Below are 26,379 nucleotides of genomic sequence, written 5' to 3'. Positions count from 1 at the left end.
CATTGCTCATATTTTCAGGCCGTGCGCGGGCCAGTCCGTGGTTTCGTGGTCGGGATGCTGGAAGGAGATGATCTGCTCCTGGCGGGAGTAGAAATCCGGATCCTGATGCATGGGCTGGTCAAAGATCGTTTCCACCCAAGGCAATCGGACCGCGTAGTTGACCTGGATCTGCGGCGCCAGATCGGAGCGGTCGTCGAAGGCGCCGATGGCGATCTCCAGTGCGCCAGGTTGGCGATAGGTCAGCGGTGTACCGCAGCGGGCACAGAAGCCGCGATCGATGTTGACCGACGACTGGAAATAGGTGGGCTCTTCGCGCATCCATTCGACGCCATCCTTGGGCACTGTCACCAGCGCGCCGAAAAACGAACCGAACTGTTTCTGGCACATGCGGCAATGGCAGATGGACGCCCGGCCGAGCTTGCCCTTGATGCGGAAACGCACGGCACCGCACTGGCAGCCGCCGGTTCGAACTTCATCGGTCATAACTTTTCCTCTGGCGGCCATTGTTCGGTGTCATGGTCGGGATGCTGGTAGGAGACGAGCTCGGCGAGATAAGGCGCCGACGACATGTCGGCCATGGTGTCCTCGCCCGGCAATTGCGGGATGGTATCGACATAGGGAAGTTTTGCCTCCGTGCCCCACTGGATCAGCGGCACGATATCAGCCGGATTGTCGAAGGCGCCGATGGCGAGGCCGATGCCGTCGGGCGCGGTAAAGGTCAGCGGCGTGCCGCAATTGGCGCAAAAGCCACGATCGACATGGCTGGACGAGGCGAAATATTTCGGTTCGCCGCGCGTCCAGTCGAGTTTGGCGCCACGCACCGAGACCAGGGGCGCGTAAAATGAGCCGAACGCCTTCTGGCACATGCGGCAATGGCAGATCGAGGCGTCACCCAGCGCACCCTCGACGCGAAAGCGCACCGCGCCGCACTGGCAGCCACCGGTGTAGATCGGCCGGTTGTCGAGGCTCATGGCGTCTCACTCCGTTTCATAGTCATTCGGGCGCATGGCAGACGGCCTCGACATTGTTGCCGTCGGGATCCAAGACGAAGGCGCCGTAATAGTCCGGGTGATAATGCGGGCGCAGCCCCGGCCCGCCATTGTCCTTGCCGCCGGCGGCGAGCGCCGCGGCATGGAAGGCGTTGACCTCGGCGCGGCTGCGCGCGGTGAAGGCGACGTGCTGATGGGTCCTCGGCTTGTCATCGCTGGCCTGCAGCCAGAACACCGGCCGGTCGCGGCCATAGCCACCGACCTTCGCGCCGCCGGTATATTCCAGTGGCACCATGTAGATCAGCGAGGCGCCAAGCGGCGCTATCGCCTGGTCATAAAAGGCTTTCGACGCGTCGAAGTCGGCGACATTGATGCCGAGATGGTCGATCATGAAACAAGCTCCTCCCTTGCTGGCGCCGGCACGTCGGCGCCGGCCAAGCCGGCCCCGATGACGATGTGCTGGCAGGCATTGTCGATATCGCGGATGACGTCGTCGTTCCAGAAGCGCAGGATGGTCCAGCCACTGGCACTCAATTGAGCGCTGCGTGCCTTGTCGCGTTCTGCATCTTCTACGTCGGCATGCTGACTGCCATCAACCTCGACTACGAGGTGGTGGGCCGAACAGGCGAAGTCGACAATGTAGGGTCCAATCGGTACCTGTCGGCGAAAGCTCATCCCGATCAGCCGGTGAGCCCGCAACTCATTCCACAGTTTCAGCTCGGCATCGGTCATGACGCGACGCATGGACTTTGCATTCTTGCGCTGACGCGATGGAACGAGGTCGTGACCCATGCTCAGGCCACTCCGCGCTGGCGATTAGCGAAAACCGAGGCGAGGGCTGATCTCCCCCCTTGCGGGGGAGATGTCCGGCAGGACAGAGGGGGGTGCTGTCCCGCCAGCGTCTCAACCGGCAGCCATTGCGTTCTCAGAAAGTGGCCGAAATGAAAGTGGGCAAGAAGGAACGCTGGCGTTCCTTCGAACCCCCCTCTGTCCTGCCGGACATCTCCCCCGCAAGGGGGGAGATTGGCTGTCGCTGCCGCCTTCGCCAATCTTACAACGGTGTCTCGCGCCACCCTCACCGCTTCACCTCCCACGTCGTCACGCGTTCGTTGGTGACAGGATCCTTGCCGTCCTTCAGCTGCACGCCTTGCTCCAGAAGCTCGTCGCGGATGCGGTCGGCCTCGGCCCAGTTTTTCGCTGCGATCAGTTCCAAGCGCTTGGCGATCGCCTTGGCGATCGCTGCCTCGTCGACCTTGGCCGCGCCGATATCGAAGCCGAGGAACAACAGCGATGCCTTCAGCGATGCGGCCGCTTCGTTGCCCTCCGCGGCCTCACCGGCAAGCTGCGTGAGCTGCTGGAAGGCGGCATAGGTGGCGAGGTCGTCAGACAGCGCCGCCACAATCTCCGCCGGGACTTGCCCTGCCGACGGCGCCAGGTCAGCCGCGCGTTTCCATTTGCGCAGCGTGTTCTCGGCTTCCTCCAGCTTGCGCACGGAGAAATCGATCGGCTCGCGGTAATGCGTCATCAGCATCGCCAGACGCAGCACCTCGCCCGGCCATTTGCGGCCGCCGAAAGTTTCGGTCTCCAGCAGTTCGGCGATCGCGTAGAAATTGCCGACGCTCTTCGACATTTTCTGGCCCTCGACCTGCAGGAAGCCATTGTGCATCCAGATATTGGCCATGACGTCGGTGCCGTGGGCGCAACGCGACTGGGCGATCTCGTTCTCATGGTGCGGGAAGATCAAATCGAGGCCGCCGCCATGGATGTCGAAGACATCGCCGAGATAGGCGGCCGACATGGCCGAGCATTCGATGTGCCAGCCCGGCCGGCCCCTGCCCCATGGGCTGTCCCAGCCGGGCTCTTCCGGTGACGACAATTTCCACAGCACGAAATCGCCCGGGTTCTTCTTGTGAGCGTCGACGGCAATTCGCGCACCGGCCTGCTGTTCGTCGAGATTGCGCTTCGACAGCTCGCCATAATCCGGCATCGAGGCGGTGTCGAACAGCACTTCGCCGGCGGCGACATAGGCGTGGCCGCGTTCGATCAAACGTTCGATCAAGGTGATCATGTCAACCTTGCCGTCGGCGCGGCGCGCGACGAACTCGGTGGCGCGTGGCTCGACCGTCGGCGGCAAGCAGCCGAGTGCGGCGACATCCTTGTGATACTGGTCGGCGGTTTTTTCGGTGACGCGGCGGATCGCCTCGTTGAGCGTCAGGCTTCCCGACGCGATCTCGGCGCCGAAATCGCGCAGCGCGCGGGCGTTTATCTTGTCGTCGACATCTGTGATGTTGCGCACATACGTGACACCAGCCTCGCCATAGAGGTGACGCAGCAAACGGAACAGCACGTCGAAGACGATCGCCGGACGCGCATTGCCGATATGGGCAAAGTCGTAGACGGTCGGACCGCAGACATACATGCGCACATTCGACGGGTCGATGGGGACGAACACGTCCTTCGTCCGCGTTAGCGTGTTGTAGAGGCTGAGACCCTTCGATGCGTCAGACATGCGTGCCCTTCCGGTCCGTTAAGTTCTGGAGAGAGCCTTACCTGTGCCAAGGCACAAATCGGGCTCCAGCCTGCTGGCCGGGGCGTTTGTCCACTCTGGGGAAAGATGAGGCGAAAACGTCCGGACCAGCGCGAAGCTAGCCAATAATGCAAATGCCACAAATGGCGAAAAACGTTTTCATCGGCGGCTTTATCGCCTTGGCCGGTGTTGCCGTCAAGTCGCAACTTCCGGCAAAAGCGTCGCTGGTTCATAGGTCAGGAGCCGCTGAAACATTTTATTAAACATGTCGGCACAGTCATGAAACATTCGCCGGCTAGTTCACCATAGGTCACGATTCGGTCAGATTCGGCCGGCAAACGCAGACACGGAAATGTTACCAGGGAAGAGATCGATGTCACGAACCAAGCAGGAATCGAGCCGCGCCAAGCAACCGGCGCTCGCCAACCACTACCGTGCGATCGGCCCGGCCGCGATCGTCGCCGCCCTTCTCCATACCGCGAAGAATAAAAAGCCGGCGCCGAAAATCACTTCGCCCCGCGCTGCCTGAACAGGCATCGTGCCGCCGCCGACAAGGCGTGCGCCGGAACGGAAGGCTGAGGCCCCATAGCGCGCCTGAAAACAGCAGCTCTTCCTATTGAGCAGGTTCTTCCCGAAGACCGGACATGGCTTCTTGGGAGCGCGCTCTAAAACAGCGTCATCTGACTGTCGTCCGCGCCGGGCTTCTGGCGCCTGACCTTGCCGGGCTCGACGATGCCCATGTCCTGTATCTCCGGCCCGGTGTTGGCGACCTTGTTGACGAGGTCGGAGACCGGAATTGCCTCGAAGAAATCGGGCAGCGCGGGCTTGAGCAGGTCGGCCACATCGCGCGGTTCGAGCGTGCGGCAGTCCAGCCAGCGGGCAAAATCTTCAGGCGCGATCACCACCGGCATCCGGTCATGGATATGGGCGATGCCGGCATTGGCGTTGACGGTAAGAATAGCGCCGGTGTCCATTTCCGAACCGCCCGGCTCGGCATAGGTTTCAATCAGCCCGGCAAAGGCGATCAACCCGCCATGCCGCGGCCGTATCCAGTAGGGCTGGCCCTTCTTGCCGCTGCCGGATTGCTGCCACTCATAGAAGCCGGAGGCCGGCACCAAGGCACGGCGATGGCGCATGGCGGCTTTGAACGAGGCTTTTTCAATAGCGCCTTCCGAACGCGCGTTGATGAGCAGCGGAAATTCCCTGGTGTCCTTGACCCAGGTGGGGATCAGCCCCCAGCGCACCAGCATCGCCTGGCGATCCGGGAAATTCGAGCCCGGCATGCGCGGCGGCCCCGACAACGCCATCAGCACCGGCTGCGTCGGCGCGATGTTGTAGCGGGCCGGAAAATCCTCCAGCTCCGCCAGGCCGAGCAAGGCGGCGGTCTGGTCGGGCGTCGCGGTCAGGGCAAAGCGTCCGCACATTGGCAAGCTCGATGAATTGATCCGATCGCGAACGTGGCGATGGAACCGGCGCTGCGCAATCGCTAAAGCTGCTCGCTGCCAGCCGGTCCACAGGGTGGGCCTCACATAAGCGAATCGATATCGATGAACGAGCAGCGCAAGATACTTCCCGCAGTCTCGGTCGCCGTCGTGCGCGGCAGGACGGTGCTGCTGGTCAAACGGGCGCGGCCGCCGTCGCAGGGGCTTTATGCCTTTCCCGGCGGCAAGGTCGAGCCCGACGAGACGCTGCAAGAAGCAGCAGTGCGCGAATTGCTGGAGGAAACCGGGCTGCGGGCGCAGGACTATCGTCCGCTTCGCGACATCCACATCGACGGCAGCGGCGAGAATCACCCGGTCGACTATCTGCTGACCGTGTTCGGCGCCGTTTATGCCGGCGGCGAAGCGACGGCCAGCGACGATGCCGAGACCGCCGCCTTCTATAGTCTTGATGAAATGGCGACGCTGCCGCTCGCGGGTGACGTCATGGAGGTGGCTGAAGAGCTTTTGGCCTGAAGCAGGCCCATATCTGCCGCTCCGAGAATCGCCTTGCAGGCGACAAAATGTTTCGTCAGATAGACTTATGACCCGCACCTCGCTGTTCCTTGCCGCATGCATCGCCACCGCCACGGCTTTTGCCGTGCAGCCGGCGCTGGCCGCCGAGTCGCCGTTCGAGCCCGGGCTGATGCGACTGGCCGAGGTGCTGGGGTCGCTGCATTTCCTGCGCAATCTGTGCGGCGAAAAGGGCGACCAGTGGCGCACCGAGATGGAAAAGCTGATCGATTCGGAAAATCCCGATCCGGAGCGGCGTGCCCGCTTCATCGCCAGCTTCAACCGCGGTTACCGTTCCTTCGGCGGCACCTATACCCAATGCACGCCGTCAGCGACCGAAGCCATCAGCCGCTACATGAAGGAAGGCGAGACGCTGTCGCGCGACATCGCCTCGCGTTACGGCAACTGACGAGCGCCAGACGGCGTTTAGCGAACGCCTTTTCGAGCACCCGCCTTGTATCCACGGCACGTTGATGCAATCTTGGTGTTGCACTTGCGCAACAGTATTAACGAAACGTTAGCGCGCGAATGCGGAATTAACTCAAACTGAAGGTTTTCATCCCGCTCACCGGTCTAATCGGCTAAGTTTGAATCGGACCGAACGCAGGCGACGAAGTTTGTAAAGACGATCAAAAAAATGTCGTATTTACAGATACTTACTTAGCCTGCGTGAGATAGGGGCAGCCCAAGCCGGATCCGACCCGTCGGACCGCCGCTTGAAAAGGTGGACATCGCAAATGGAACATGGCGTCAACGACATCGACGCGCTGGTCAGGGAAGAAAAGCGCCTGACCGCGGTGGAAAGCCATAGCGAGGCCTGGGCGGAAGGTCTGTCGGCCGGCATAGAACCTGAAATCATCGCCGAGGCAGCGCTTGAAACCGCGTTCGGCGAGATGCTGCGAGCCAATGGCGAAACCTCGGCCCTTGCCCTGCTCGATCGCATGCGTGAAAAGGTGATCGCCGGCGCCTTCGAGCCGGAGCGGTTTCGGCACTAGGCGTCGCGCGTCTCAGAGGGTGCATCGCCAGCTTACCGGTTCTTTGACGACGGCGCGCCGTTTGGGCATCATGCCTGAACAGCCTAGGCCCAAGGAGAGGCAAGCGGTGAATTTTTCGATGTCAGGCCGGCCTCGCGGCGTGGTCCTCAGCATCTGGCTTGCCGCCTCTTGCGCCGCGGTTCCGCTGGCGCTTGTCCTGACCAGCAACCCTGCCTATGCGCTGAGCGAGATCAAGCGCGAGGAGCTTCCAGCTCCTGCCGGGCCACCAGCCAATGGTGAGACGGCGCCGTCTGAAAATTCAGTGCCAATGCCCGATCTGCCCGGCACGGCGCCACCGGCCGCCAGCCAGCCGAAATCGCCCACGGAGCCCGAACAAAGCCAACCGGAAGCCCCCGCCAACGATGGCGGCGTGGCCAACCCAAGTGCCGATCCCGAAGGGCCGGTGCCTGAAGTCGTCTACGACCTTTCCAAATTGCCGGAGCCCGTCAGGCGCATGCGCGATCTGATGGTCGAGGCCTGCGTCAGCGGCGACATCGAGAAGCTGCGGCCGCTGATCGGCAAGGGCGACACCATGACCCAATTGTCGCTGGGCGAAATCGAGGGCGACCCGATCGCGTTCCTGAAAGGGCTATCGGGCGACAAGGAAGGTCAGGAAATCCTCGCTATCCTGGAAGAGGTGCTCAATGCCGGCTATGTCCATGTAGACGTCGGCACACCGCAGGAACTCTATGTCTGGCCGTATTTCTTCGCCCTGCCGCTGGACAAGCTCAACGCCAGACAGCGGGTCGAACTGTTCAAGATCGTCACCGCCGGCGACTATGACGACATGAAGCAGTTCGGCGCCTACATCTTCTACCGCGTCGGCATCACGCCGGCCGGGCAGTGGACATTCTTCGTCGCCGGGGATTGAACGGCGATTCCCCTGGGATGGCTACTGGCTAGGGCTAGAAAGCTCGAGGCCTGTGTCAGGCCATATGCGGATACCTTCATTTCGAAGGGCCGAAATCGCTTCGACCGCCGCGTTGGGATCCATTTGCAGCACCTCGGCGGCATGCCGCAATTCTTCCTTGTCCCGCAGCCTGTTTACCACCCAAGCCACCTTGCGCTCGATATCCACGCCATAGGCCGCCTTCGCCTTGCCAACAGCGTCGCTCGGGATTTCCTTATAGATGCCAACCAGCACTCCAAGATCGATGGCATCGCGATATGCAATTGCACGGTCCTGACATCGATCCGCGTTCGCCAGCAACTTCTCGGCAAACATATCCGCCGGGACCAGGGCGGATACATTCAGATCGTCGTCGAAATGGCCTCGCAGTTTTATGCGGCCTTCGCGGATGACTTCAAACTTGATCGTTTGGCCTTTCAACCGCACGATCGTCCGCAAGCCATATTGATCGATCTGGAAGTCCCGAACAGCCTCGACCGGCTCAGGAAAGAATGCTCTGACGCCACGTTCGGCTGCGGAGGTCCGCAATTCGCGATAGCCATCACTGTCGGCACACAGGAAGTCCACATCCAGTGAGCGGCGATATTCCCCGAATTTCATAACGATCGCAGTGCCACCGCCGAACCAGCACTGGTTTGCGGTCAGGAAATGGCGATCCATCAACCCGAGCGCTTCGGCAATGATCTGGTGCTCGGGCCTCTTGAATTCCATCATGACGCTCGCGGTGTGTCCTGTTGATATTCCGGCTGCGAGGAACGATCAGGTGAGGGAAATCAGCCGGCGGTCAAGAGCACGCCGTGACCGAATTTGTCTGCCAAACTTTGGATAAGCATCTTCTCACGCACAGTAAGACGCTTTTGATCGACAAACCGCCAATTACGCTCATACAGCGCAAATGCCTCTTCGGCCGGAATCGGGCGTGCCGCATCGCGGTTCCAGGCGAGCGCCTGGAGCTCCGGAAACTCCGCAGGGACAATCATGGGCGCGATATCTGCGTTCATAATGCCCTTAACGTAGTGGATAGCGCTTAAAAAATCCAACGCAGCAAGAAACCGCTAAGCCGGCAGCGCCTCGGAAAACTCTACCGGCCTGCCCTGCCCGGGCGTGACGATCTCGCCTTCCCACATCACGCGACGACCGCGCACGATGGTGCCGATCGGCCAGCCGGTGACTTCCTTGCCGTCATAGGGCGTCCAGCCGGCCCTGGAGCCGGCTTGCGCATTGGTGATGGTCTCGCGCCGCTGGAGGTCGACAATGGTGAAATCGGCATCGTAGCCGGCGGCGATGCGGCCTTTCCTGGCCATGCCGAAGATGCGCTGCGGGCCGTGGCTGGAGAGGTCGACGAAGCGCTGCAGGGTCAGCAGGCCTGAATTGACATGGTCGAGCATGATCGGCACCAGCGTCTGCACCCCGGTCATGCCGGACGGCGAGGCCGGATAGGGCTTTGCCTTCTCGGCCGGCGTGTGCGGGGCGTGATCGGAGCCCAGCACGTCAATGATGCCTTGCGCAATGCCGTGCCAGACGCCGTCGCGATGGCGGGCCGCGCGAACCGGGGGATTCATCTGGATCAGCGTGCCCAGCCGCGCATAGTCGTCGGCGGCGAGTGTCAAATGGTGCGGCGTCGCCTCGCAGGTGGCGACATCCTTGTGCTGTTGGAGGAAGATGATTTCCTCGGCAGTGGAGATATGCAGCACATGGATGCGGGCGCGGGTGTTTCGCGCGATGCGCACCAGCCGCTCGGTACAGCGAAGCGCCGCGATCTCATCGCGCCAGACGGGATGCGATGACGGGTCGCCCTCGACGCGCAGGCCCAGGCGCTCGCGCAGCCGGAACTCGTCCTCCGAGTGAAAGGCGGCACGGCGGCGGGTGTTGCGCAGGATCGATGCGACACCCTCGTCGTCCTCGACTAGCAGGTCGCCGGTGGACGAGCCCATGAACACCTTTATCCCGGCAGCACCCGGCAGCCGCTCGAGCTCACCGACATCATCGGCATTCTCGCGCGTGCCGCCAACCCAGAAGGCGAAGTCGCAATGCATCCGGCTGGTGGCGCGGCGCACCTTGTCGGCAAGCGCCGCCTCGCTGGTGGTCAGCGGATTGGTGTTGGGCATTTCGAAGACGGCGGTGACCCCGCCCAGCACAGCCGCGCGCGAGCCCGTCTCCAGATCTTCCTTGTGCTCCAGCCCCGGCTCGCGAAAATGCACCTGACTGTCGACGACGCCTGGCAGGACGTGCAGCCCGCGACAGTCGATCGCTTCGCCGGCCGAAGCTTGGCGAAGATCGCCTACTGCGACGATGCGACCACCCCTAACGCCGACATCGCGCGCGGCTTCGCCATCATGGTTGACCACAGTGCCGCCTGTCAGGATGAGGTCGTAGGTGGTGGCCATGGGCGTTCGGTCTCTTGCGGGGGGAGTATCGTCGGCTTACGTAAAGGCCGACTGTTTTGCAAGATCAGGTTCTTTGCCGCCCATGCCTTTTGCCCTGTTCAAAGACCGCGCCCTCATTTCCGTGTCAGGCCCGGATGCCGAGCATTTTTTGCAGAATATCCTCACCACCGACCTCGACACGCTGGCCGTCGACGCGGCAAAGCCAGGTGCGCTGCTTTCGCCGCAAGGCAAGATCCTGTTCGATTTCCTGATCTCGCGTAGCGGCGAGAACGCATTCCGGCTGGATTGCCGTGCCGACATCGCAGACGATTTCCTGCGCCGGCTGATGCTTTACAAGCTGCGCGCCAAGGCCGAGATTGCCAGGCAGGATCAAGTGCTTGTGACGGTTGCGTGGGGCGATGATTCAAGCGCTTCACAGTCTGATTCAACGGTACTTGCCGATGCCCGCTTCCGCGAGGTGGCTGTGAGCCGCTCCTATGGCGGCGCATCCGTAGGTGGCGACCCGGCTGCGTGGCAGGCGCTCCGCATCGCCAACGGCATTGCCGAAAGCGGTTCCGATTATCAGCTCGGCGATGCCTTCCCTCAAGACGTGCTGCTCGACGAGACCGGCGGCGTCGGCTTCAAGAAAGGCTGCTATGTCGGCCAGGAAGTGGTCTCGCGCATGCAGCATCGCGGCACCGCCAGGCGCCGCGTGCTGATCGTTTCGGCCGACCGCGCCTTACCCGCGCCCGGCACGGAGCTGACGGTTGCGGGGCGGCCGGTCGGCACGCTCGGTTCCAGCGCGGGCACGGCCGGACTCGCCATTGCCCGCATCGACCGGGTCAAGGCGGCGCTCGACGCTGGCCAGCCGGTACTGGCCGGTGATGTCACCGTCTCGCTCGCCATCCCGTCCTGGGCGAAGTTCAGCTTTCCCAGGGAAGCCATCGGCGCGGAGGACGCCTGATGGCTGCCGATCGCGTCGGAGCGCCACCGCGCGCGTGGCAGCGCATGCTGTCGGGGCGGCGGCTCGACCTGCTCGATCCCTCGCCGCTCGACATCGAAATCTCAGACATCGCCCACGGGCTTGCCCGCGTTGCCCGCTGGAACGGGCAGACCCGCGGCGATCACGCCTTTTCGGTCGCCCAGCATTCCCTGCTGGTCGAGGCGCTGTTCAGCGAGTTGCAGCCGGACGCCTCGGCCAATGCGCGGCTGGCAGCACTGCTGCATGACGCGCCGGAATATGTCATCGGCGACATGATCTCGCCGTTCAAATCGGTAATGGGCGGCTCCTACAAGGAGTGTGAGCTGCGTCTCCAGCGCGCCATCCATCAGCGCTTTTCGCTGCCGCCCGAACTCGGCGTCGGCTTGCGCAAGGAGATCAAGCGCGCCGACCAGATCGCCGCCTATTACGAGGCGACGCTGCTTGCCGGTTTCTCGACCGCAGAAGCAACCGAGTTCTTCGGCCGGCCGCGCGGCTTCAATGCCGACCGCTTCGACTTTACGCCGCACTCGGTGACCTCCGCGCAAGCTGCCTTCCTCAAACGCTACGCCAGGCTTGAAAAGCAACGCCAGCCAACGGTTGCCGTGCATTCGGCGCAGTGAACATACGCTAAATTAACCAGCGGTAACCACAGTACCGGGTTTCGATCACGGTCAGCAGGCACGCCTCATGTCCGTTGCGCACGTCAAGGGTGGTTCGCCCGTCCGCAGACGGGGAGCCGGAGGCGTGGCCGCGCCACGGCAGATCGCCGACGAACTGCGCCACCAGAACGAGCGCTTTTCCGCGGCCGTCGAGAATATGTCGCATGGGCTGTGCATGTTCGACGCCGACGAGCGGATGATCATCTGCAACGGCAACTATATCAGCATCTTCTCCCTCGACGCGAAGATCGTGCGGCCCGGCATCGCGTTCCTGGACATTCTAAAGCACAGCGTCGACATCGGTGTCGCCTCACAGAGCGCCGAAGACCTGTATGCCATCCGCAAGCCCTATATCGAGCGCGCGCAAGCCTCGACCTACGAGGAAATACTGTCGGACGGACGTATCGTTTCCATCACGCACCGGCCGCTGGCCTCAGGCGGCTGGGTGTCGATCTATGAGGACATTACGGAGCAAAGGCGGGCCGAGCAGGAACTGAAGGAGCAGCACCGCCGCTTCGATGCGGCGCTCGCCAACATGTCGCAAGGCCTGTTGATGTACGACGCCGAAGGCACGCTGATCGTGCGCAACCAGCGCTTCCTCGACCTCTACAAGGTCACGCCTGACGACTTCCCGCTCGGCATGAGCCAGCGCGCCCTGCTCGAACAGATGGTGCGACTGCGCATCTATCCGTCGATGGACATTGACGGCGAGATCGCCAACACCAGAGCCAGCCTGCAGGCCGGTGAGGAGCGTTCGACAGACCGCAGCCTTGCCGATGGCCGAACGCTGCTGGTTGCGCGCCGGCCGCTTGCCGGTGGCGGCTGGGTGGCGACCTTCGAAGACATCACCGAGCGCCGGCGCGCCGAAGAGCGCATGAGCCACCTTGCACATTACGACACGCTGACCGACCTGCCCAACCGCTCGATGTTTCGCGAACGGCTCGACCAGGCGATGGCCGGCGATACACCGCTGGCGATCTTCTCGCTCGACCTCGATCGTTTCAAGGCCGTCAACGACACCTGGGGACACCCTGCCGGCGACTGGCTGCTGAAATGCGTGGCTGAGCGGTTGCGGCACAGCCTGCGCAGCGACACCGATATGGTCGCCCGCCTCGGTGGCGACGAGTTCGCCATCCTGCAGTTCAATCCCAAAGGCTCCACCGATGCGGAACAACTGGCAAAACGCATCGTCGCTGTCGTCAGCCAGCCGTTTCGCGACAAGGGCCGCGAGATGCATGTCGGCATCAGCCTTGGCATCGCGCTGTATCCCGGTGACGGCAAGGACGCCGACACGCTTTTGAAGAACGCCGACATGGCGCTTTACAGCGGCAAGAGCGAAGGCCGCAACGTTTACCGCTTTTTCGAGCCCGGCATGGATGCCTTGGTGCGGGCGCGCCTGGCGCTCGAAACCGATCTCGAGACGGCACTGAAGCGGCGGGAGTTCGTGCTGGAGTTCCAGCCGATCACCAACGTCGCGTCGGGCAAGATCGTCGGCGCCGAAGCGTTGATGCGGTGGAATTCACCGACGCGCGGCCTGGTGGCGCCCGACGATTTCATCGCAGCCGCCGAAGACAGCGGGCTGATCGTTCCGCTGGGCGAATGGGCGCTGAAACAGGCCTGCAGCGTGGCCGCCGGCTGGCCGCCTGGAATGCGCATCGCCGTCAATGTCTCGGCAGTGCAGATCAGAAGCGCCGACTTTGCCCGCAGCGTGATTTCGGCGCTGGCCGTTTCCGGCGTGCCGGCCAGCCGGCTCGAACTGGAAATCACCGAGACCGTGCTGATGGATGAGAGCGAGACGGTGCTGAAGACGCTGAGGCAGCTGCGCGAACTCGGTATCCGCATCGCGCTCGACGATTTCGGCACCGGCTATTCGTCGCTCGGCTATCTCAGGCGTTTTCCCGTCGACAAGATCAAGATCGACCGCTCCTTCATCCACGATATCGACAACAAGGACACGGCGGCGATCGTGCGCACGATCATCGGGCTTGGTGCCGAACTTGGCATCACCGTCACCGCCGAAGGCGTCGAGACCGAAGCGCAGCTCGACGTATTGCGCAAGGCTGGCTGCGTCGAGGTGCAGGGCTTTCTGATCGGCATGCCGTCAAAGGCCGCCGACATGGCTCGACTTCTCAAGACGAGGGCAGCGTCCCGGCGCGCCTGAACATCCCCGGCGTCATTCCATGCGCGGCGCGGAAGGTGCGCGAGAGATGGCTTTGGTCGGAGAAGCCGGCCGCAAAGGCGGCACCGGCGAGATCTGAACCTTGCCGGATCAGCAGATCGGCACGGCGCAGCCTGCGGTCACGGATGAAGGCAGCAGGGGTGAGACCCAGCACTTTCCTGAAATCGCGGATAACTTGAAAGCGCGTCACGCCTGCGGCTTCAGCGAGCCGCTGCAAATCGAGGTCCGAGTTCAGATGGTCTTCGATGACCTGTTCATAGACCCGGAGCCGGCTTTTCGATCCGAAGCTTTCGACCGCCTCGCGCCGCCGGCCGCCCCAATCGCCATGGCGCAGGATGAGCTTGCGCAAGGCGATCAGCATGGATGTTTCGGCGCTCGTGGCATCACCCGATGTCGAAGCCAAGTGCGCGACGCCTACTGCCTGGACGAGATCGGCATCATCGACGATCGCTTGCGAAAACAACGGCGGGCGATCCTGCCCGAGTTCGTCCGCGATCGCACCCATGATCGAGGCCGACGGATAGAAGGTGCGGTAAGCCCAACCCTGGTCGGCACCCGCCTCGCCGTCATGCCATATCTCCGGATTGACGAGCAGAACCGTGCCCGACCGCGCGAGGACAGTCTCGTTGCCGATGCGGACCCGCTCGCACCCTTGCGTGATCAGGGCGACGACATAGGTCGGGTGCGTGTGCAGCTGGTAGCGATGCCGCGTGAAGCGCGCCTTGAGCATGCCAAGATCGCGAAAGCGCGGATGACGCCAGAACTGCGTCGTCTCCTGAGGCTGTTGAATTCCAGACACGGTCAATCCTGTTCAAGACGCTGCCGGCGCAAATCCTTTACGTGCTGGCATCGACAAGGCCGAATTTACGATAGCCGGCAAGGAGAGCGCAATGCTGCACAACGACCCCATCGCCGCCCTCACCCCGCAGGTGGTGGAATGGCGGCGTCACATCCACGCCAACCCCGAACTCGGTTTCCAAGAGTATGAGACCGCGCGCTTCGTCGCCGACAAGCTGCGCACCTTCGGGCTCGACGAGGTTCATGAAGGCAAAGGCGGCACCGGCGTGGTTGGCGTCCTCAGAGGACGACCAGGCGTGCGCGCCATCGGGCTTCGGGCTGAACTCGATGCCTTGCCCGTGCTGGAGAAGACAGGATTGCCATATGCGTCGAAGAAAGACGGCGTGATGCATGCCTGCGGCCACGACGGGCACATCGCGATGCTGCTCGGCGCCGCCAAGCTGCTCGCCGACAACAGAGCCTTCGACGGCACCGTCTGTTTCATCTTCCAGCCGGCGGAAGAAAATGAAGGCGGCGCCATGCGGATGATCGAGGACGGACTGTTCGAGCGCTTCCCCGTGGAAGCCGTCTACGCCGTCCACAACTGGCCGGGGCTGCCGCTCGGAAAGATCGCGGCCCGTGCCGGGTCGATGATGGCGGCCGTCGACACTTTCGAACTGAACTTTGAGGGGACCGGCGCGCATGCCGCCATGCCGCAGCTAGGCGACGATCCCGTGCTCGCGGCCGGCGCCTTCGTTCAAGCCGTGCAGCGCATCGTCAGCCGTTCGGTCGACCCGCAAATGGCGCTGGTCGTTTCGATCACCCAGATCCATGGCGGCAATGTCGGCAACATCGTGCCGGGCAAGGTCTGGCTGCAGGGAACCTGCCGCTTCTTCGAGCCAACTTTGTCGGACCATTGCGAAAGGCTGATCGGCGACATCGCGCAAGGCATTGCCTCGGCGCATGCACTCACCGCCAAGCTCGCCTACAAGAAAGGCTACCCGCCGCTGGTCAACACGTCGGCTGCCACTGACCGGGCCGTCCAGGCGGCAACCGCGGTTGCCGGCCGCGAGCAGGTCGAGACCGCATTCAACCCGAGCCTCGGCTGCGAGGATTTTGCCTACATGGTCCGCGAAGCCGGCGGCTGCTATGCCTGGGTCGGCGCAGGAGCGGTCAGACTGGGCGAAGGGCTGCACGGCGATCGCTATGTCTTCAACGACGCCATCGTCCCCACCGTGCTCCGCTATTTCGTCACGCTCGTTGAGCAGACACTACGCTGACGGCCGAGCGCCTCAGCGCAAGGTCTCGACGTATTTCTCGTGGAAGCTGACATAGCCGGGTTCGACGACTTTGAGATGGCGCTCGATCAGCTGGTGGAAGGCCGGCAGCTGATGGAAGGGCACGCCGGGATTGGCGTGGTGCTCGGCGTGATACGGCATGTTCCAGGCGACTTTGCGCACCAGCCAGTTGGTCAGCGTGGTGCGGGTGTTTTCCAGCATGTTGGCGACAAGCGGGCAGCGGCCATGCTCGGCCAGCAGATAGAGCCTGAGGAAGGGCTGGCCGAGCAGCGCCGGCACGATCCAGACATAGAGCAGTACACTTGCCTCGAACCACAGGGCTAGCGCGGCGACCACGACATAGAAAGCGATCATGGCGCGGGCTTCAGTGCGCACCTTGGGCAGGCCTTTCGGCGGCACGTAGCTGTCGTGGCAGCCGCCAATCGCGTTGGTGTAGAGTGTCTGCAAATGCCCCCACCACACCGGCAGGCCCGAGACGTGGACGATGTATTGCCGCATCGTCTCCGGTTTCGGGAAGGCGAGTTCCGGATCGGTCTCTGGATCCTGGGTGAAACGGTGATGGGCGAAGTGGAAATAGCGAAACCAGTCGGCGGGCAGCGCGATCGCCAGGCTGCAGACCCTTGCGGCGGCATCGTTGAGCCACTGCGTCTCGAACGCCGTCCTGTGCACCGTCTCATGCAGCAGCGTGAACAGGAAGACGATAAGAATGCCTTGCGGCAACATCAACAGCGGCCAGTACGACACCTTGGCCGCAATCAGCCCGCCGATAGCCACAATCGCGCCGAGATGGAAGGCGAGTTGGACCAGACCCGGCCCGTCCGACTTGCCGGTCAGGCGGCTGCGCTGCTCATTGGTCAGGAACGCGATGACGTCGCGATGGTCTCTGGGTTCAAACTGGGCCGATACGGTCATGGCGCCAAGCTACTCGAATAAGAAAGCTTTCGAAAGACGAGGATTTCTGCGACACAGATAAGCTGACCTTACCTATCGGATCACCCAATGACCGCGCTTCCTTCCCTGAGAGGACTTCAAGCCTTCGAGGCGGCGGCGCGCTCGGGGAGTTTCGCCGCAGCGGCGGATGAGCTCTCGATCTCGGCGGCTGCGGTCAGCCAGCTCATTCGCACCGTCGAGGAGCAGATGGGTCGAAAACTGTTCCATCGCGTCAACCGCCGCGTGGTGCTGACGGAAGCCGGCGTCGAGATGCTGCCCCGGCTGACCCTGGCTTTTCGGGAGATCGGCAGCATCGCGCGTGGCAGCGATGCCTTCCGCCCGCGGCTTGTCGTATCGGTGCCGCCGTCCATGGCGATGGGCTGGCTTTCCGAACGCCTCGCCGGCTTTGTCGCCAGCCACGGCGCCGTCGACATATCCCTGCGCGGCGATGACGATCCGGTGCCGTTCGACCGCGAACTGATCGACATCCGGCTGTCCTTCGGCCCGCACTATCGTGAACACCCGAGCGAGGAGATCGTCAGGGACGCCGTCTACCCCGTCTGCGCGCCAGAACTCACCGCCAAAACCGACAGCCTCGCCGGCCTGCCACTGATTCACACCGACTGGGGACCGACCGGCGCGTCGTTTCCGTCTTGGCGCACCTGGTTCGAGGCGGCGGGCATAGAGCCCGGCCGCGCAGTGCAGCGCGGACTGTCGGCGAACTCGTCGCGGGCAGCGCTCGACCTTGCCATTTCAGGGCTGGGCGCGGCGCTGGCGCAAGGCATTTATTGCGCCGGGGCGCTGGAAGAGGGCCGTTTGGTCCGGGCTAATGCCCTATCGATCGCGCTGCGTCAGCCATATTGCCTGACGATCCCCGAACGCAGTGCAAGGCGCGACCTGGTGGCGGCGTTTCGCAATTGGCTGATTGAGGAATGCCGGCGGTCGGTGGGTTCGCCGGTGCTCGGCTGATGGCCCGAGCTGCTCAGAGATGGCCGGCCAGTGCGGCGACCATGTCCTTGTTCGTCGCCACGGGAATGATCTCGAACTCCACCAGGTCAGACCATTCGATGACCCAGCGCTGCAGCAGCGTGACGTCATCGGCCTCGACCAGCAGGAAGCAGCGGCTCATATCAGCCGCGATCCAGGAGTGGTGCACGACAAGCGCGTCCGGCTTCAATCTGCCGCGCTCGCCGAAACGGCGGTAGATCTCCTTGCGGTCGCAGCCGGTGAAATCCTCGATGACGATGAACTGCATTTTTCCCCCTCGGTTGAATTGCCGCCCGGGACGGCAAACTAACGCCCGGGACGGTCCAGCCGCTCCAGGAACCATTGCGTCAGCCGCACCCAGACTTCGTCCTTTTCGCCGGAATCCTCCCAGCCATGGTCGAGGTTCGGGTTGTCGTTGACCTCGATGACGAAGACGCCATCCTTGGTTTCCTTGAGATCGACGCCGTAAAGCCCGTCGCCGATGCAGCGCGCCGCCTTCACCGCGGTGTCGACGACATGCGGCGGCGTCTCTTTCAGCGTGAAGGTCTTGATGCCGCCCTGGTCGGGCTTGCCGCTGGCCTTGTGGTTGACGATCTGCCAGTGTTTTTTCGCCATCAGATAATGCACGGCAAACAGCGGCTGCCCGCCGAGCACGCCGACGCGCCAGTCATATTCGGTCGGGATGAATTTCTGCGCGATCAGGAGATCGGAATCCTCCAGCCACTCGGTGGCGAGCGTCTTCAGTTCTTCGAAGTTGCCGCATTTCTTGACGCCGCGCGAGAACGATGAATCCGGGATCTTCAGCACCAGCGGAAAGCCCAGCGTCTGCGCCGCCAGTTCGAGGTCCGAGGTGCCGGCTATCATCACCGTCGGCGGCACCGGCACCTTGTTGTAGGCCATCAGTTCGTTGAGATAGACCTTGTTGGTGCAGCGGATCATCGACAGCGGGTCGTCTATCACCGGCATGCCTTCCTGCTGGGCGCGGCGCGCGAAGCGGTAGGTGTGGTTTGAGATCGAGGTGGTCTCGCGGATGAACAGCGCGTCGTAATTGGCGAGCTTGGCCAGGTCCCTCCTGGTGATCGGCTCGATTTCGACGCCCATCTTTTCGGCGATCTTGGCCCAGTAACGCAGCGAGGAAATCTCCGACGGCGGCAGTTCTTCATGCGGATCGACCAGCGTGGCGAAGGTGTAGCGTGCCGGCGTGCGGCCCTTGGTGTCGCGCCACTCGCGGTTGGTGTACGTCTCGAGCGCCTGCACGAATAAGGCTTCTTCCTCCTCGGCCATCCTGGCCAGCGGCAGGAAGCCGATCTTGCGGATCGAAGCCCATTCGGCGCTGTCCTTGATGTGAACCTCAAGCGCCGGAGCGCGGAACCAGTCGAACAACAGCTTGGCGAAGCGGTCCCAGACCTTCGACGGTCCGATGCCGAAGAAGATGCAGATTTTTTGCGGGAAAACGCCTCCGAGATCCTTGCGGCACTTGTTGAGCGCCAGCTCCAGTTCCGGCAGCGCGTGCTCGTAGAGCTTGCGCTCGGACAGGTCGATCATCGTCTCGACCGTCGGGATGACCTTGTGGCCGCGCGAACCGGCGAGCAGAGAGGCATAATAGCCGCGGCTCTGGTAGGCGTAATTGTTCGACAGGTTGATGACCTTCGGCTGCTGGCCCCGAAACAGCGCCGGATGCGCAAGATAGTCACGGTTGGTGATGATCTTGTGCGGCGTCGCCGCCGGGTCGAGATCGTTCTGACGGCCGGTGAGGATGACCCAGGTCATTGTTATCAGCGTTTCCCAAGAGTGATGGCAGCACGCAGTCCGTCGCGGCCGAATTGCGCCATGTTCATGAAGATGCCGTGCGGCACGGGAATGTTGGCGGCATCGAGGATGGTCTCCTGTCTTTCGTCCTCGACCCAGGGATCGTGGATCAGGATGTGGTCGCCATCGTCGCCGATAGCCAGCACCCAATGCGGCACCTTCTTGCCGAACATCAGGAAGCCGCTGATCAGCACCAGCACCAGTTTTCCCTGAGCCAGGGCGCCGCGTATATCGTCGATGGTGAACGGACGGTAATTCACCGGGATGCCGTATAGTTCCGCGCGGCGGCGAAAGTCCACCTGGGCAAGTTCCATCACCCGGCGCTTGTCGTCGCTGCGCACCGATTGCAAGAACAGCGCGCCATAGAAGGACACGAAGATTTCCGCCGCAAGCCCGCTTTCGTAGCCGGAAACCGCAAGGCCGAAGGGCTCGCAGCCGCCGGGGCCGGACATCATGAACACGGTCGTTGCCTCGCGCCATAGGCGGATTTCCATGACCGGATCGGGCACGAAGCCCGAATCGAAATTGGCCATCGCCATCATCAGGCAGCATGGACCGCAGGTGAACTCGCAGGTCTGCTGGTAGAACGGGACTTTGGTGGCGACCGGAATATCGCCGCGCAAGGTCTTTTCGTAGCGCAGCGCGGTGGCGCCATCCTCGTAATAGTGAGGCTCGCGACCGATCTTGCGGTAGCCGCTCTGCTCATAGATGCCGATGGCGCGAAGATTGTCCTCGCGCACTTCGAGACGCAACATCATGCGGTCGTGCTCGAAGGCAGCTTCTTCGGCCGCTGCAAGCAGCATGCGGCCAATGCCGCGGCCCCTGAAAAACGGGTTGGTGGCAAGCGAATAGAGCCGGGCGACGCCGCTGCCCTTGCGAAACAGCACGATGGCGTAGCCGGCGACACGACCATCGCTTTCGGCGACCAGCATCTCGGCTGTCTCGCGTTCGATCAACAGGCGGAAGGAGCGCCGGGAAATGCGGTCACTGGAAAAGACCGCCTTCTCGATGGCGGCGAGGTCATCGACGTCGGACGCGCGGGCCTTGCGAATCTCGGCAGGCATGCGGGTTTGGAAAACCTCGATTGGGTGGAGGAAAAGGCCGCGGTCAAAAACGTCGCAAACATCAGCCGAAACGCCGATATCCATCAAGCGCTATCGCACTTCGAATAGGGCCGAATTGTGACACTTTCTACCCCGGCGCATTCCCGAAACGGAATGCGCTTAACTGGCGATACCAGCCAGAAGCTGACCGTAGGCCCGCTTGGCGACCGCAGCCAGTTGCTCGCGCGGCAGCGAGCCGACGACGGCGCAGGCATAGCCCTTGTCCAGCCAGTAGACCGCCTCGGGGCCGTCGGCCTCGGCCATGTAGGTGCCCTTGGACTTGGCTGAGGAATCAGCGGTAACGAACAAGGAGATGCGCTGACCCTTGGCGTCCTCGTAAAGCAGCATCGCTGCCTTGCCCTGGCCGGCCGGCAGCAGCCGGCCGCCAACCAGCTGGAAGCCTTCCGCCACCAGATCCGGCGCCACCAGTTTCAGGCCGACGCGGTTGGACAGCCAGGTCTGCAGGTGATCCTTGTCGCTTGCCGGCACTTCCACCGCATGGCGCTGTTCGGCGGCATAGATGACATGGGCGGCGATCGCCTCTTCGGCCAGTTGGTCATCGGCGCCATCTTCCCTGCCGATGCCGTCGATGCCGGCAAAATAGCCGCCAAGACCGCCGATGACGAGCACTGCGGCCGCCGCGGCCGCAAGCCACCAGCGCGACTGCCGCGCCGCCGCCTTGGTCGCGCCTTCACCGCTAACGATCTGCTTGAACAGCACCGGCACGGGCTCGTCGAGCACACCGGCAAAGGCGGCGCGCAACGCGGCGCGGTCGGCGGTGTAGCGGGCGCTTTTCGCCTTCATTTCGGGATTGGCGTCGATCCAGGCGTCGTAGGCGGCGCGCTCGTCGCCCGGCAGCTCGCCGTCGAGAGCCATGTGGATATCGCGTTCGGAAAAATCGCGGCGGGTCATTTCTCGACGATCCTTATCGAGCGGCGGCGCGCCGTGTCATCGAGCAGGCTGCGCAGCTCCTCGCGTCCGCGCGCTATGCGCGACATCAGCGTGCCGGCGGGCACGCCGAGAATGTTGGCGGCTTCGGCATAGGAGAATCCTTCGATGGCGACCATGACTAGAGCGGCGCGGCGGTCGGGGCTGATCGCCTGCAATGCGTCGATGATCTCGCGCGAGGCGGCGTTCTCGGCCTGCTCGGCGGGGACTGCCTGCGCCTCGTTTGCGTCAAGCGGCAGGATCGCCGCCTCACCGCGCCGGTTCACCTTGCGCATCTGATCGATGAACAAATGATGCATGATCGTAAACAGCCACCTCCGGGGGCTTTCTCCCGTCTGCCAGCTTTCAAGCCGCAAGAGCGCTCGTTCGAGGCAATCCTGGACGAGATCGTCAGCGGATTCGCGGTCGCGCAGAAGCGAGCGTGCGTAGCGGCGCAAGCGCGGTATTTCGCCAAGGATTGCTGCCTTCTTTTCGTCCATGACCGCTGGTTCTGAGGTCGCCCTTGTTTAACCCGATTGAACGCGCCTTCCCGGCGCGGCGCAAGCGGCCAGCGCGAAGCGGTCTGCCGCCCCGGTCACCCAAGCAGTGAGATAACGAGTTGATCGGCTAAATTATTCCCCGCAATCAACAAAAGGGCCGAATTATCCTAAATCGGTCTGTGCAAAATCATGGCCTTTGTATAGCAGTGGAAGATCGCGGCTTTTCGCGCAGGCGTAAGCAAAACAGTCCCCGAGATTCAGATCCGCCTTGTGGCCAACGGCTTTGCCGTAACGGGCACTCGCGTCAATGGCCCGAGAGCCGATGTTGTCGTCAATGGCCAGACTCTCTCCCATGATCTCCACAATGAACTCATCGATCAGATCGCGGGCATGGAGAAGGGCTTCAGCGCTGGGTCTGCGCGGGCCGGCGCCGGCCCTTGCCAATGCCTGTGTTGCTTCGAAGTGAACCAACGGAGAAACCCAGACCTGCCCGGAAAAACCGGATAGCTGCTTCAGCAATTCCTCCCACCCAGGTTCCTGGTTGAGAATGGCGACGATCACCGACGCGTCGACAAACATCAGTCTTCCCACATCTCGTCGGTGAACTTCTTCATATCGAAATCGGGATTGGGCAGGCCAAGCTTCCTGGCCCTGTCCTGAAGACTGGCGATCCGATCGCGCAGCGGCACCTTCGCCCGATTGCGCTCAAGTTCGTGCACGAGCGCGACCCGCACCGCCTCCGTTTTGCTCGGAGCGTTCGTCTCGCGTTGCAATCTGCTGGCCAGCGCATCCACTTCGTCGTCGCGGATATAGAGCGGCATCGAATATCCTCCGTTGGATATTCATATATTCCACCTCGTATATCACTTCAAGTTGCAGCGTTGGCCTCCCTCGCCGCCCGCGTCAGCAGCCGCTGGTAGAACAAGCCTATGCCGATCAGCACGGCGCCAAGACCGATGAAGGACAGCGCCCTGAGCACGCCTTCCAGTTCCGACATGTCGAACAGGAAGACTTTTACCACGGCGATCGCGATCAGCGCCGCCGAGGCAATGCGCAGCACCTGCGACTTCAGCCAGACGCCGGCGGTCAGCAGCACGACGCCGATGATCAGCCAGAGCGCCGAATAGGTGTAGGTCTCAAGCTGCCCGAGGCCGCTCCACAGGCCGATGAACTCGCCCTTGAACACGCGCCTGACCGACAGTGTGGCGTAGGCGAAGACAAGCAATGCCGCCACTACCGCCAGCATCTGCGCATACCATGGCGGCCGCTTGTCCCTGGCATAGAGCGCCAGCCCGCCGGCGGCTATGGCCGGCAACAGGTAAGCCAGGAACAAGAGGTTGAACACCGAGATCTGGCCGGTCGATTCGTCGGTGAACAGCGGATTGAGCACCAGGAAATGCTGGAGGACGATGAAGGCGACCGAGAGCACGCCGGCGGCCATCGAGCCGTAGCGCAGCACAGAGCTTGGCGAGCGCATGTCGATGGCCACCAGTATCGCGCCGGCACCGATGGCGATCAGCGTATAGATCGCCTGTTCGGCGAGCGTCACCGGGCCGGTGTCGATGACGCCGCCATGCATGGCGTGGCGCACCAGCATGGCGACGGTGAGCAGCGCAAACAGGGCTGCACCCGCCTCCATCGCAAGGCGCGGCCGGCCATTGCCAGTTGTTGGTAGTGCGGGGGTGGTACGCGCGAGTTGCCAGGCGGCAAAGCCGAAGGCCAGCGCCGGTACGCCGTATCCCGGCAGCAGCCAGTTGAACACCCGCGTCGTCGTCAGGAACTCGGCGCCGACGATGGTCGGATCGAAGGCGACGCGGCCGAGCACGGCAACGACCGCGCCGACCGAAATCCAGCCAAGCACCGGATAGCTGCGCCACCGCGTCGCCAGCGCCGGCACGATGGCGGCAACGCCGGCAAGAATGGTCGTCCAGCCGGATCCGAAGGCCATGTGCAGCATCAGCAGACCGGCCAGAGCCGAGCCGCAAAGCGCGAAGGAGACGGCGATGTCGCCCTTGAGCGGCGGCTGTTCGGCGCGCGCGATCCATTCGCCACCGGCAGCGAAGACAACAACCAGAAGGGCAGCTATCGCTGCGTAGACAAGGTCGCGGTCGAGATTGCCGTAGGCAAGCCACAGCGTCAGCAGAATAAGCAGCGGCGCAGCGACGCCCCATGCCGCCCAGCATGCCGCGCGGACCCGTGCTGAGGCGGCGAAGCGGCGTGCGGCCCAGAAGCCGGCGCCGATGAAGACCAGGCCGAGGCCAATGCCGATGCGCAGCGTCAACGGATTTCCGGCCGCCACCGGCATGCCGTCAAAGCCGATATTCCCCTGGGTTATGTCGGAGCCGATGGTGGTGGGCGGAATGATGCCGAGATGGATCATCACGCTCACCACGCCGGCGGCATGCAGCAGCGGCAGCGCGCGCGGCCGGTAGAGTGCGGTGGCGACAAGGGCGACGAGGACGAAGGCGCCCGGCAAGGCGCCACCGGCGGCGACCAGCGTCGTGTCGACGGACAGGCCTAGCGCTGAAAACGCAACGAAAACGCCAGGCACGATCGAGGGCCAGTCGAAGCCCGCCTTTGCAGGTTCCGCTTCGCCGCCACGACTGCCCAGCCAAACAAAGGCAAGCACCGCCAGCGTCACCGCGTCGATGAACAGGACGACGGCAAGGTCGGCGAACCGGATGACGGCAAGGTCGGCGACGAGCGTACTCATCATGTAGGCGATGGTCCAGGCGCCGGTGCCGAAGAAGGCGGCCGCAATCAGGAATTTCCAGTCGCGAATGCGGGCGATCACGGCTGTAGCGGCAAGCACGATCGCCAGGTAGACGAACAGCGCCCATGGGTTGGGCGCCTGCGAGGACACAAGCGCCGGCGTCGCCATCGAGCCGACGAGACCGATGCCGGCCAGGGCCTGGCCGTGGACGAGGGCGGCGACAATGGTCGCCACGCCGATGGCGCCGAGCACGGTGAAGGCGAAGGCCGGCCCGACGAAACCGTAAATGGCATGCGCGGCATAGACCGTACCGAACAGGATGAAGGCGCCGGCAGCCGTCAGGATCGCCGGAATATAGGCGCCTGCAGCCCCTTGCACCGGCACCTTGAAGCCGGTGCGGCGGATGAACTCGCCGCCGCCGATCAGCACCAGGCCGAGCAGCGCCGCCAGGGACAGCCGCACTTCAGGGCCGAAAATGCCGGCCTCGATGGTGTAGCGGATCAGGAACAGGCCGCCCAGGGCCAGCGCGACGCCGCCGACCCAGACCGCCCAACGGGTGCCGAGCGCCGTTTCGACCTCTGACTGGCGGGCTGCCTTCGCCGTGGCGGCAGGCGCGGATCCGGTGAATGCCGCCTTGGCCGCGGCCGACAGTTCTGGCACGGCCTCGCTGGTGGCCGCATCGGCTTCGGCGGCCGGTGCCTGGGCATGTGCCGCGTCGGCTGTTGTTGGCGAAGCTATGTCGGCAACTGGTGCGGTAACCTGAGCGGCATCCGCCGGTGCGCTTGCAACCTGCTCGACCGGTTTGGCAACGGGCGGTGTCGCATGCACGCCGGACAGAACCAGACTGCGCAGCGCTCCGAGCTCGCGCTCGATCAGACTGACGCGGCCCTGCTGGCGCAAGACGAGGACAAAAAGCACGATAACGACGACGGCGCCAATCAGGCTTTCAAACATGGCGGTTCCCCCAAACCAGGCCAGTTTTCACTGACAATTGCGGCGGCCACACGGCCACCCCAGACGCTATTCAAGTCACGCCACCGCAATGGTGGCCGAAAAGAAGTTATCGAGCATGTTTCGTCGGCAAATTCCAGCGGCCTACGGTCTTTATCCTCACCCATCATCTGAGATAGCCAGGAATGGCATGCCGCCGCCACTTGCCCAGGAGCCATGCTATCCTCGGATGAACTGTGGGGAAATCGAATGCCGAAACGAAGTGCAGGGCTGCTGATCCACCGGACAAGGGCCGGCATTCTCGAATTTCTGCTCGTCCATCCCGGCGGCCCATTCTGGGCAAGGAAGGATGAAGGCGCTTGGTCGATCCCCAAGGGCCTCGTCGAGGACAATGAAGATGAGTTGGCCGCCGCCCGGCGCGAGGCTGGGGAAGAACTCGGAGTCAGCATCGAGGGTGATTTCGAGCCTGTCGGCAGCTATCGGCAAGCCGGCGGCAAGATCGTCATCGCCTGGAGTGTCGAAGCCGATTTCGATCCCGATGCCGTTAAAAGCAACATGTTCACGATGGAATGGCCGCCCAGGTCAGGCGTGACGAGGGAATTTCCCGAAATCGACAGGGCCGGCTGGTTTTCCTTCGCGGAGGCCAGCCTCAAGATCCTCGGCGGTCAGCGCGCCATCCTCGATGATTTCATGGAGCATCGCAAGGCCGGCTGAGGCTCTTGCCCTACGAGTACCCCCACCCTAACC

At 63.1% G+C, this 26,379-nt stretch carries 30 protein-coding genes; 11 read left to right on the top strand and 19 right to left on the bottom strand.

The annotated features are described in order from the left end of the window. Positions 1 to 6 precede the first annotated feature (6 nt). The 5 genes from NKI64_RS14340 to cysS all read right to left on the bottom strand — a co-directional run bounded on the left by NKI64_RS14340 (position 7) and on the right by cysS (position 3,498). Positions 7 to 483 (bottom strand): GFA family protein, encoded by a 477-nt coding sequence (locus NKI64_RS14340; RefSeq protein WP_023687309.1) that lies wholly within the window; start codon positions 481 to 483, stop codon positions 7 to 9. Next, the gene (locus NKI64_RS14335) at positions 480 to 971 is read right to left on the bottom strand and encodes a GFA family protein (protein ID WP_023673573.1); all 492 of its coding nucleotides are present in this window, start codon (positions 969 to 971) and stop codon (positions 480 to 482) included. The genes NKI64_RS14340 and NKI64_RS14335 overlap by 4 nt, the downstream gene beginning before the upstream one ends. Positions 972 to 993: 22 nt before the next feature. Further along, the gene (locus tag NKI64_RS14330; protein ID WP_352459642.1) at positions 994 to 1,380 is read right to left on the bottom strand and encodes a VOC family protein; all 387 of its coding nucleotides are present in this window, start codon (positions 1,378 to 1,380) and stop codon (positions 994 to 996) included. Continuing rightward, a complete protein-coding gene (locus tag NKI64_RS14325; protein ID WP_023738584.1) occupies positions 1,377 to 1,781 on the bottom strand; it encodes an endonuclease domain-containing protein in 405 nt (134 codons plus the stop codon). The genes NKI64_RS14330 and NKI64_RS14325 overlap by 4 nt, the downstream gene beginning before the upstream one ends. A gap of 283 nt (positions 1,782 to 2,064) precedes the next feature. Then, positions 2,065 to 3,498, bottom strand: a complete 1,434-nt coding sequence (gene cysS, locus NKI64_RS14320) for a cysteine--tRNA ligase (protein ID WP_352668455.1) — start codon at positions 3,496 to 3,498, stop codon at positions 2,065 to 2,067. 391 nt (positions 3,499 to 3,889) lie between these two features. On the opposite strand from cysS, the gene NKI64_RS14315 reads away from it, so the two are divergent. Further along, entirely contained in the window at positions 3,890 to 4,045 is a 156-nt protein-coding gene (locus NKI64_RS14315) for a hypothetical protein (protein ID WP_023673568.1), read from the top strand. Between the two features lie 136 nt (positions 4,046 to 4,181). Here the strand turns inward: NKI64_RS14315 and NKI64_RS14310 are convergent, their stop codons facing one another. Next, positions 4,182 to 4,940, bottom strand: a complete 759-nt coding sequence (locus NKI64_RS14310; RefSeq protein ID WP_352639354.1) for an SOS response-associated peptidase — start codon at positions 4,938 to 4,940, stop codon at positions 4,182 to 4,184. A 123-nt stretch (positions 4,941 to 5,063) separates the two neighbouring features. On the opposite strand from NKI64_RS14310, the gene NKI64_RS14305 reads away from it, so the two are divergent. From NKI64_RS14305 to NKI64_RS14290, 4 genes are all read left to right on the top strand, one after another. Beyond that, positions 5,064 to 5,471, top strand: coding sequence for an NUDIX hydrolase (locus tag NKI64_RS14305; protein WP_031239471.1), 408 nt, complete (start codon positions 5,064 to 5,066; stop codon positions 5,469 to 5,471). Positions 5,472 to 5,538: 67 nt separating this feature from the next. Beyond that, positions 5,539 to 5,916 carry a TIGR02301 family protein gene (locus tag NKI64_RS14300; protein WP_023692875.1) on the top strand — a complete coding sequence of 126 codons (378 nt, stop codon included), beginning with the start codon at positions 5,539 to 5,541 and terminating at the stop codon, positions 5,914 to 5,916. 328 nt (positions 5,917 to 6,244) lie between these two features. After that, positions 6,245 to 6,502 (top strand): hypothetical protein, encoded by a 258-nt coding sequence (locus tag NKI64_RS14295; RefSeq protein ID WP_023673564.1) that lies wholly within the window; start codon positions 6,245 to 6,247, stop codon positions 6,500 to 6,502. Positions 6,503 to 6,608: 106 nt separating this feature from the next. Further along, a complete protein-coding gene (locus NKI64_RS14290; protein ID WP_023705384.1) occupies positions 6,609 to 7,412 on the top strand; it encodes a hypothetical protein in 804 nt (267 codons plus the stop codon). A gap of 21 nt (positions 7,413 to 7,433) precedes the next feature. Here NKI64_RS14290 and NKI64_RS14285 read toward each other — a convergent pair whose 3' ends face one another. The 3 genes from NKI64_RS14285 to NKI64_RS14275 form a co-directional block, all read right to left on the bottom strand. Further along, the gene (locus tag NKI64_RS14285; RefSeq protein ID WP_023684480.1) at positions 7,434 to 8,162 is read right to left on the bottom strand and encodes a nucleotidyl transferase AbiEii/AbiGii toxin family protein; all 729 of its coding nucleotides are present in this window, start codon (positions 8,160 to 8,162) and stop codon (positions 7,434 to 7,436) included. A gap of 62 nt (positions 8,163 to 8,224) precedes the next feature. Further along, entirely contained in the window at positions 8,225 to 8,452 is a 228-nt protein-coding gene (locus NKI64_RS14280; protein WP_027049982.1) for a hypothetical protein, read from the bottom strand. 54 nt (positions 8,453 to 8,506) lie between these two features. Continuing rightward, positions 8,507 to 9,838 carry a dihydroorotase gene (locus NKI64_RS14275; RefSeq protein ID WP_023698668.1) on the bottom strand — a complete coding sequence of 444 codons (1,332 nt, stop codon included), beginning with the start codon at positions 9,836 to 9,838 and terminating at the stop codon, positions 8,507 to 8,509. 82 nt (positions 9,839 to 9,920) lie between these two features. Here NKI64_RS14275 and ygfZ point away from each other — a divergent pair, with 82 nt between their 5' ends. From ygfZ to NKI64_RS14260, 3 genes are all read left to right on the top strand, one after another. Next, a complete protein-coding gene (gene ygfZ, locus NKI64_RS14270) occupies positions 9,921 to 10,781 on the top strand; it encodes a CAF17-like 4Fe-4S cluster assembly/insertion protein YgfZ (protein ID WP_023754768.1) in 861 nt (286 codons plus the stop codon). Next, on the top strand, positions 10,781 to 11,419 hold the full coding sequence (locus tag NKI64_RS14265; protein ID WP_023754769.1) for an HD domain-containing protein: 639 nt from the start codon (positions 10,781 to 10,783) through the stop codon (positions 11,417 to 11,419). The genes ygfZ and NKI64_RS14265 overlap by 1 nt, the downstream gene beginning before the upstream one ends. A 67-nt stretch (positions 11,420 to 11,486) precedes the next feature. Next, the gene (locus tag NKI64_RS14260; RefSeq protein ID WP_023702695.1) at positions 11,487 to 13,619 is read left to right on the top strand and encodes a putative bifunctional diguanylate cyclase/phosphodiesterase; all 2,133 of its coding nucleotides are present in this window, start codon (positions 11,487 to 11,489) and stop codon (positions 13,617 to 13,619) included. On the opposite strand, the gene NKI64_RS14255 is transcribed toward NKI64_RS14260, so the two are convergent. Next, on the bottom strand, positions 13,588 to 14,436 hold the full coding sequence (locus tag NKI64_RS14255) for an AraC family transcriptional regulator (protein WP_352668450.1): 849 nt from the start codon (positions 14,434 to 14,436) through the stop codon (positions 13,588 to 13,590). The genes NKI64_RS14260 and NKI64_RS14255 overlap by 32 nt on opposite strands. Before the next feature lie 91 nt (positions 14,437 to 14,527). Here NKI64_RS14255 and NKI64_RS14250 point away from each other — a divergent pair, with 91 nt between their 5' ends. Further along, positions 14,528 to 15,694: an amidohydrolase gene (locus tag NKI64_RS14250; protein WP_023735508.1), complete on the top strand. Its 1,167-nt coding sequence runs from the start codon at positions 14,528 to 14,530 to the stop codon at positions 15,692 to 15,694. A gap of 12 nt (positions 15,695 to 15,706) precedes the next feature. On the opposite strand, the gene NKI64_RS14245 is transcribed toward NKI64_RS14250, so the two are convergent. After that, positions 15,707 to 16,624, bottom strand: coding sequence for a fatty acid desaturase family protein (locus NKI64_RS14245; protein WP_023754770.1), 918 nt, complete (start codon positions 16,622 to 16,624; stop codon positions 15,707 to 15,709). A gap of 87 nt (positions 16,625 to 16,711) precedes the next feature. On the opposite strand from NKI64_RS14245, the gene NKI64_RS14240 reads away from it, so the two are divergent. Next, on the top strand, positions 16,712 to 17,611 hold the full coding sequence (locus NKI64_RS14240) for a LysR substrate-binding domain-containing protein (RefSeq protein ID WP_023749698.1): 900 nt from the start codon (positions 16,712 to 16,714) through the stop codon (positions 17,609 to 17,611). Between the two features lie 13 nt (positions 17,612 to 17,624). On the opposite strand, the gene NKI64_RS14235 is transcribed toward NKI64_RS14240, so the two are convergent. From NKI64_RS14235 to NKI64_RS14200, 8 genes are all read right to left on the bottom strand, one after another. Then, positions 17,625 to 17,897 carry a DUF3303 domain-containing protein gene (locus tag NKI64_RS14235; RefSeq protein WP_023670254.1) on the bottom strand — a complete coding sequence of 91 codons (273 nt, stop codon included), beginning with the start codon at positions 17,895 to 17,897 and terminating at the stop codon, positions 17,625 to 17,627. Between the two features lie 38 nt (positions 17,898 to 17,935). After that, entirely contained in the window at positions 17,936 to 19,399 is a 1,464-nt protein-coding gene (locus NKI64_RS14230) for a RimK family ATP-grasp domain-containing protein (RefSeq protein ID WP_023684488.1), read from the bottom strand. 5 nt (positions 19,400 to 19,404) lie between these two features. Next, complete coding sequence (locus NKI64_RS14225) at positions 19,405 to 20,502, bottom strand: peptidase C39 family protein (protein ID WP_352668446.1); 1,098 nt, start codon at positions 20,500 to 20,502, stop codon at positions 19,405 to 19,407. A 159-nt stretch (positions 20,503 to 20,661) separates the two neighbouring features. After that, positions 20,662 to 21,453 carry an anti-sigma factor family protein gene (locus NKI64_RS14220; protein ID WP_023670251.1) on the bottom strand — a complete coding sequence of 264 codons (792 nt, stop codon included), beginning with the start codon at positions 21,451 to 21,453 and terminating at the stop codon, positions 20,662 to 20,664. Beyond that, positions 21,450 to 21,968, bottom strand: coding sequence for an RNA polymerase sigma factor (locus NKI64_RS14215; RefSeq protein WP_023670250.1), 519 nt, complete (start codon positions 21,966 to 21,968; stop codon positions 21,450 to 21,452). The genes NKI64_RS14220 and NKI64_RS14215 overlap by 4 nt, the downstream gene beginning before the upstream one ends. Positions 21,969 to 22,130: 162 nt before the next feature. Beyond that, positions 22,131 to 22,547 carry a type II toxin-antitoxin system VapC family toxin gene (locus tag NKI64_RS14210; protein WP_023670249.1) on the bottom strand — a complete coding sequence of 139 codons (417 nt, stop codon included), beginning with the start codon at positions 22,545 to 22,547 and terminating at the stop codon, positions 22,131 to 22,133. After that, on the bottom strand, positions 22,547 to 22,789 hold the full coding sequence (locus NKI64_RS14205) for a type II toxin-antitoxin system VapB family antitoxin (RefSeq protein WP_023670248.1): 243 nt from the start codon (positions 22,787 to 22,789) through the stop codon (positions 22,547 to 22,549). The genes NKI64_RS14210 and NKI64_RS14205 overlap by 1 nt, the downstream gene beginning before the upstream one ends. Before the next feature lie 47 nt (positions 22,790 to 22,836). Further along, positions 22,837 to 25,635 (bottom strand): DUF2339 domain-containing protein, encoded by a 2,799-nt coding sequence (locus NKI64_RS14200; RefSeq protein WP_352597675.1) that lies wholly within the window; start codon positions 25,633 to 25,635, stop codon positions 22,837 to 22,839. A gap of 246 nt (positions 25,636 to 25,881) precedes the next feature. On the opposite strand from NKI64_RS14200, the gene NKI64_RS14195 reads away from it, so the two are divergent. After that, the gene (locus NKI64_RS14195) at positions 25,882 to 26,346 is read left to right on the top strand and encodes an NUDIX hydrolase (RefSeq protein WP_023687287.1); all 465 of its coding nucleotides are present in this window, start codon (positions 25,882 to 25,884) and stop codon (positions 26,344 to 26,346) included. Positions 26,347 to 26,379: the final 33 nt, after the last annotated feature.

The sequence above is a fragment of the Mesorhizobium sp. M0478 genome, assembly GCF_040321305.1.
Taxonomy (GTDB): domain Bacteria; phylum Pseudomonadota; class Alphaproteobacteria; order Rhizobiales; family Rhizobiaceae; genus Mesorhizobium.
The sequence above is the reverse complement of the archived record's forward strand: the minus strand, read 5'-3'. Positions and strand labels throughout refer to the sequence as shown.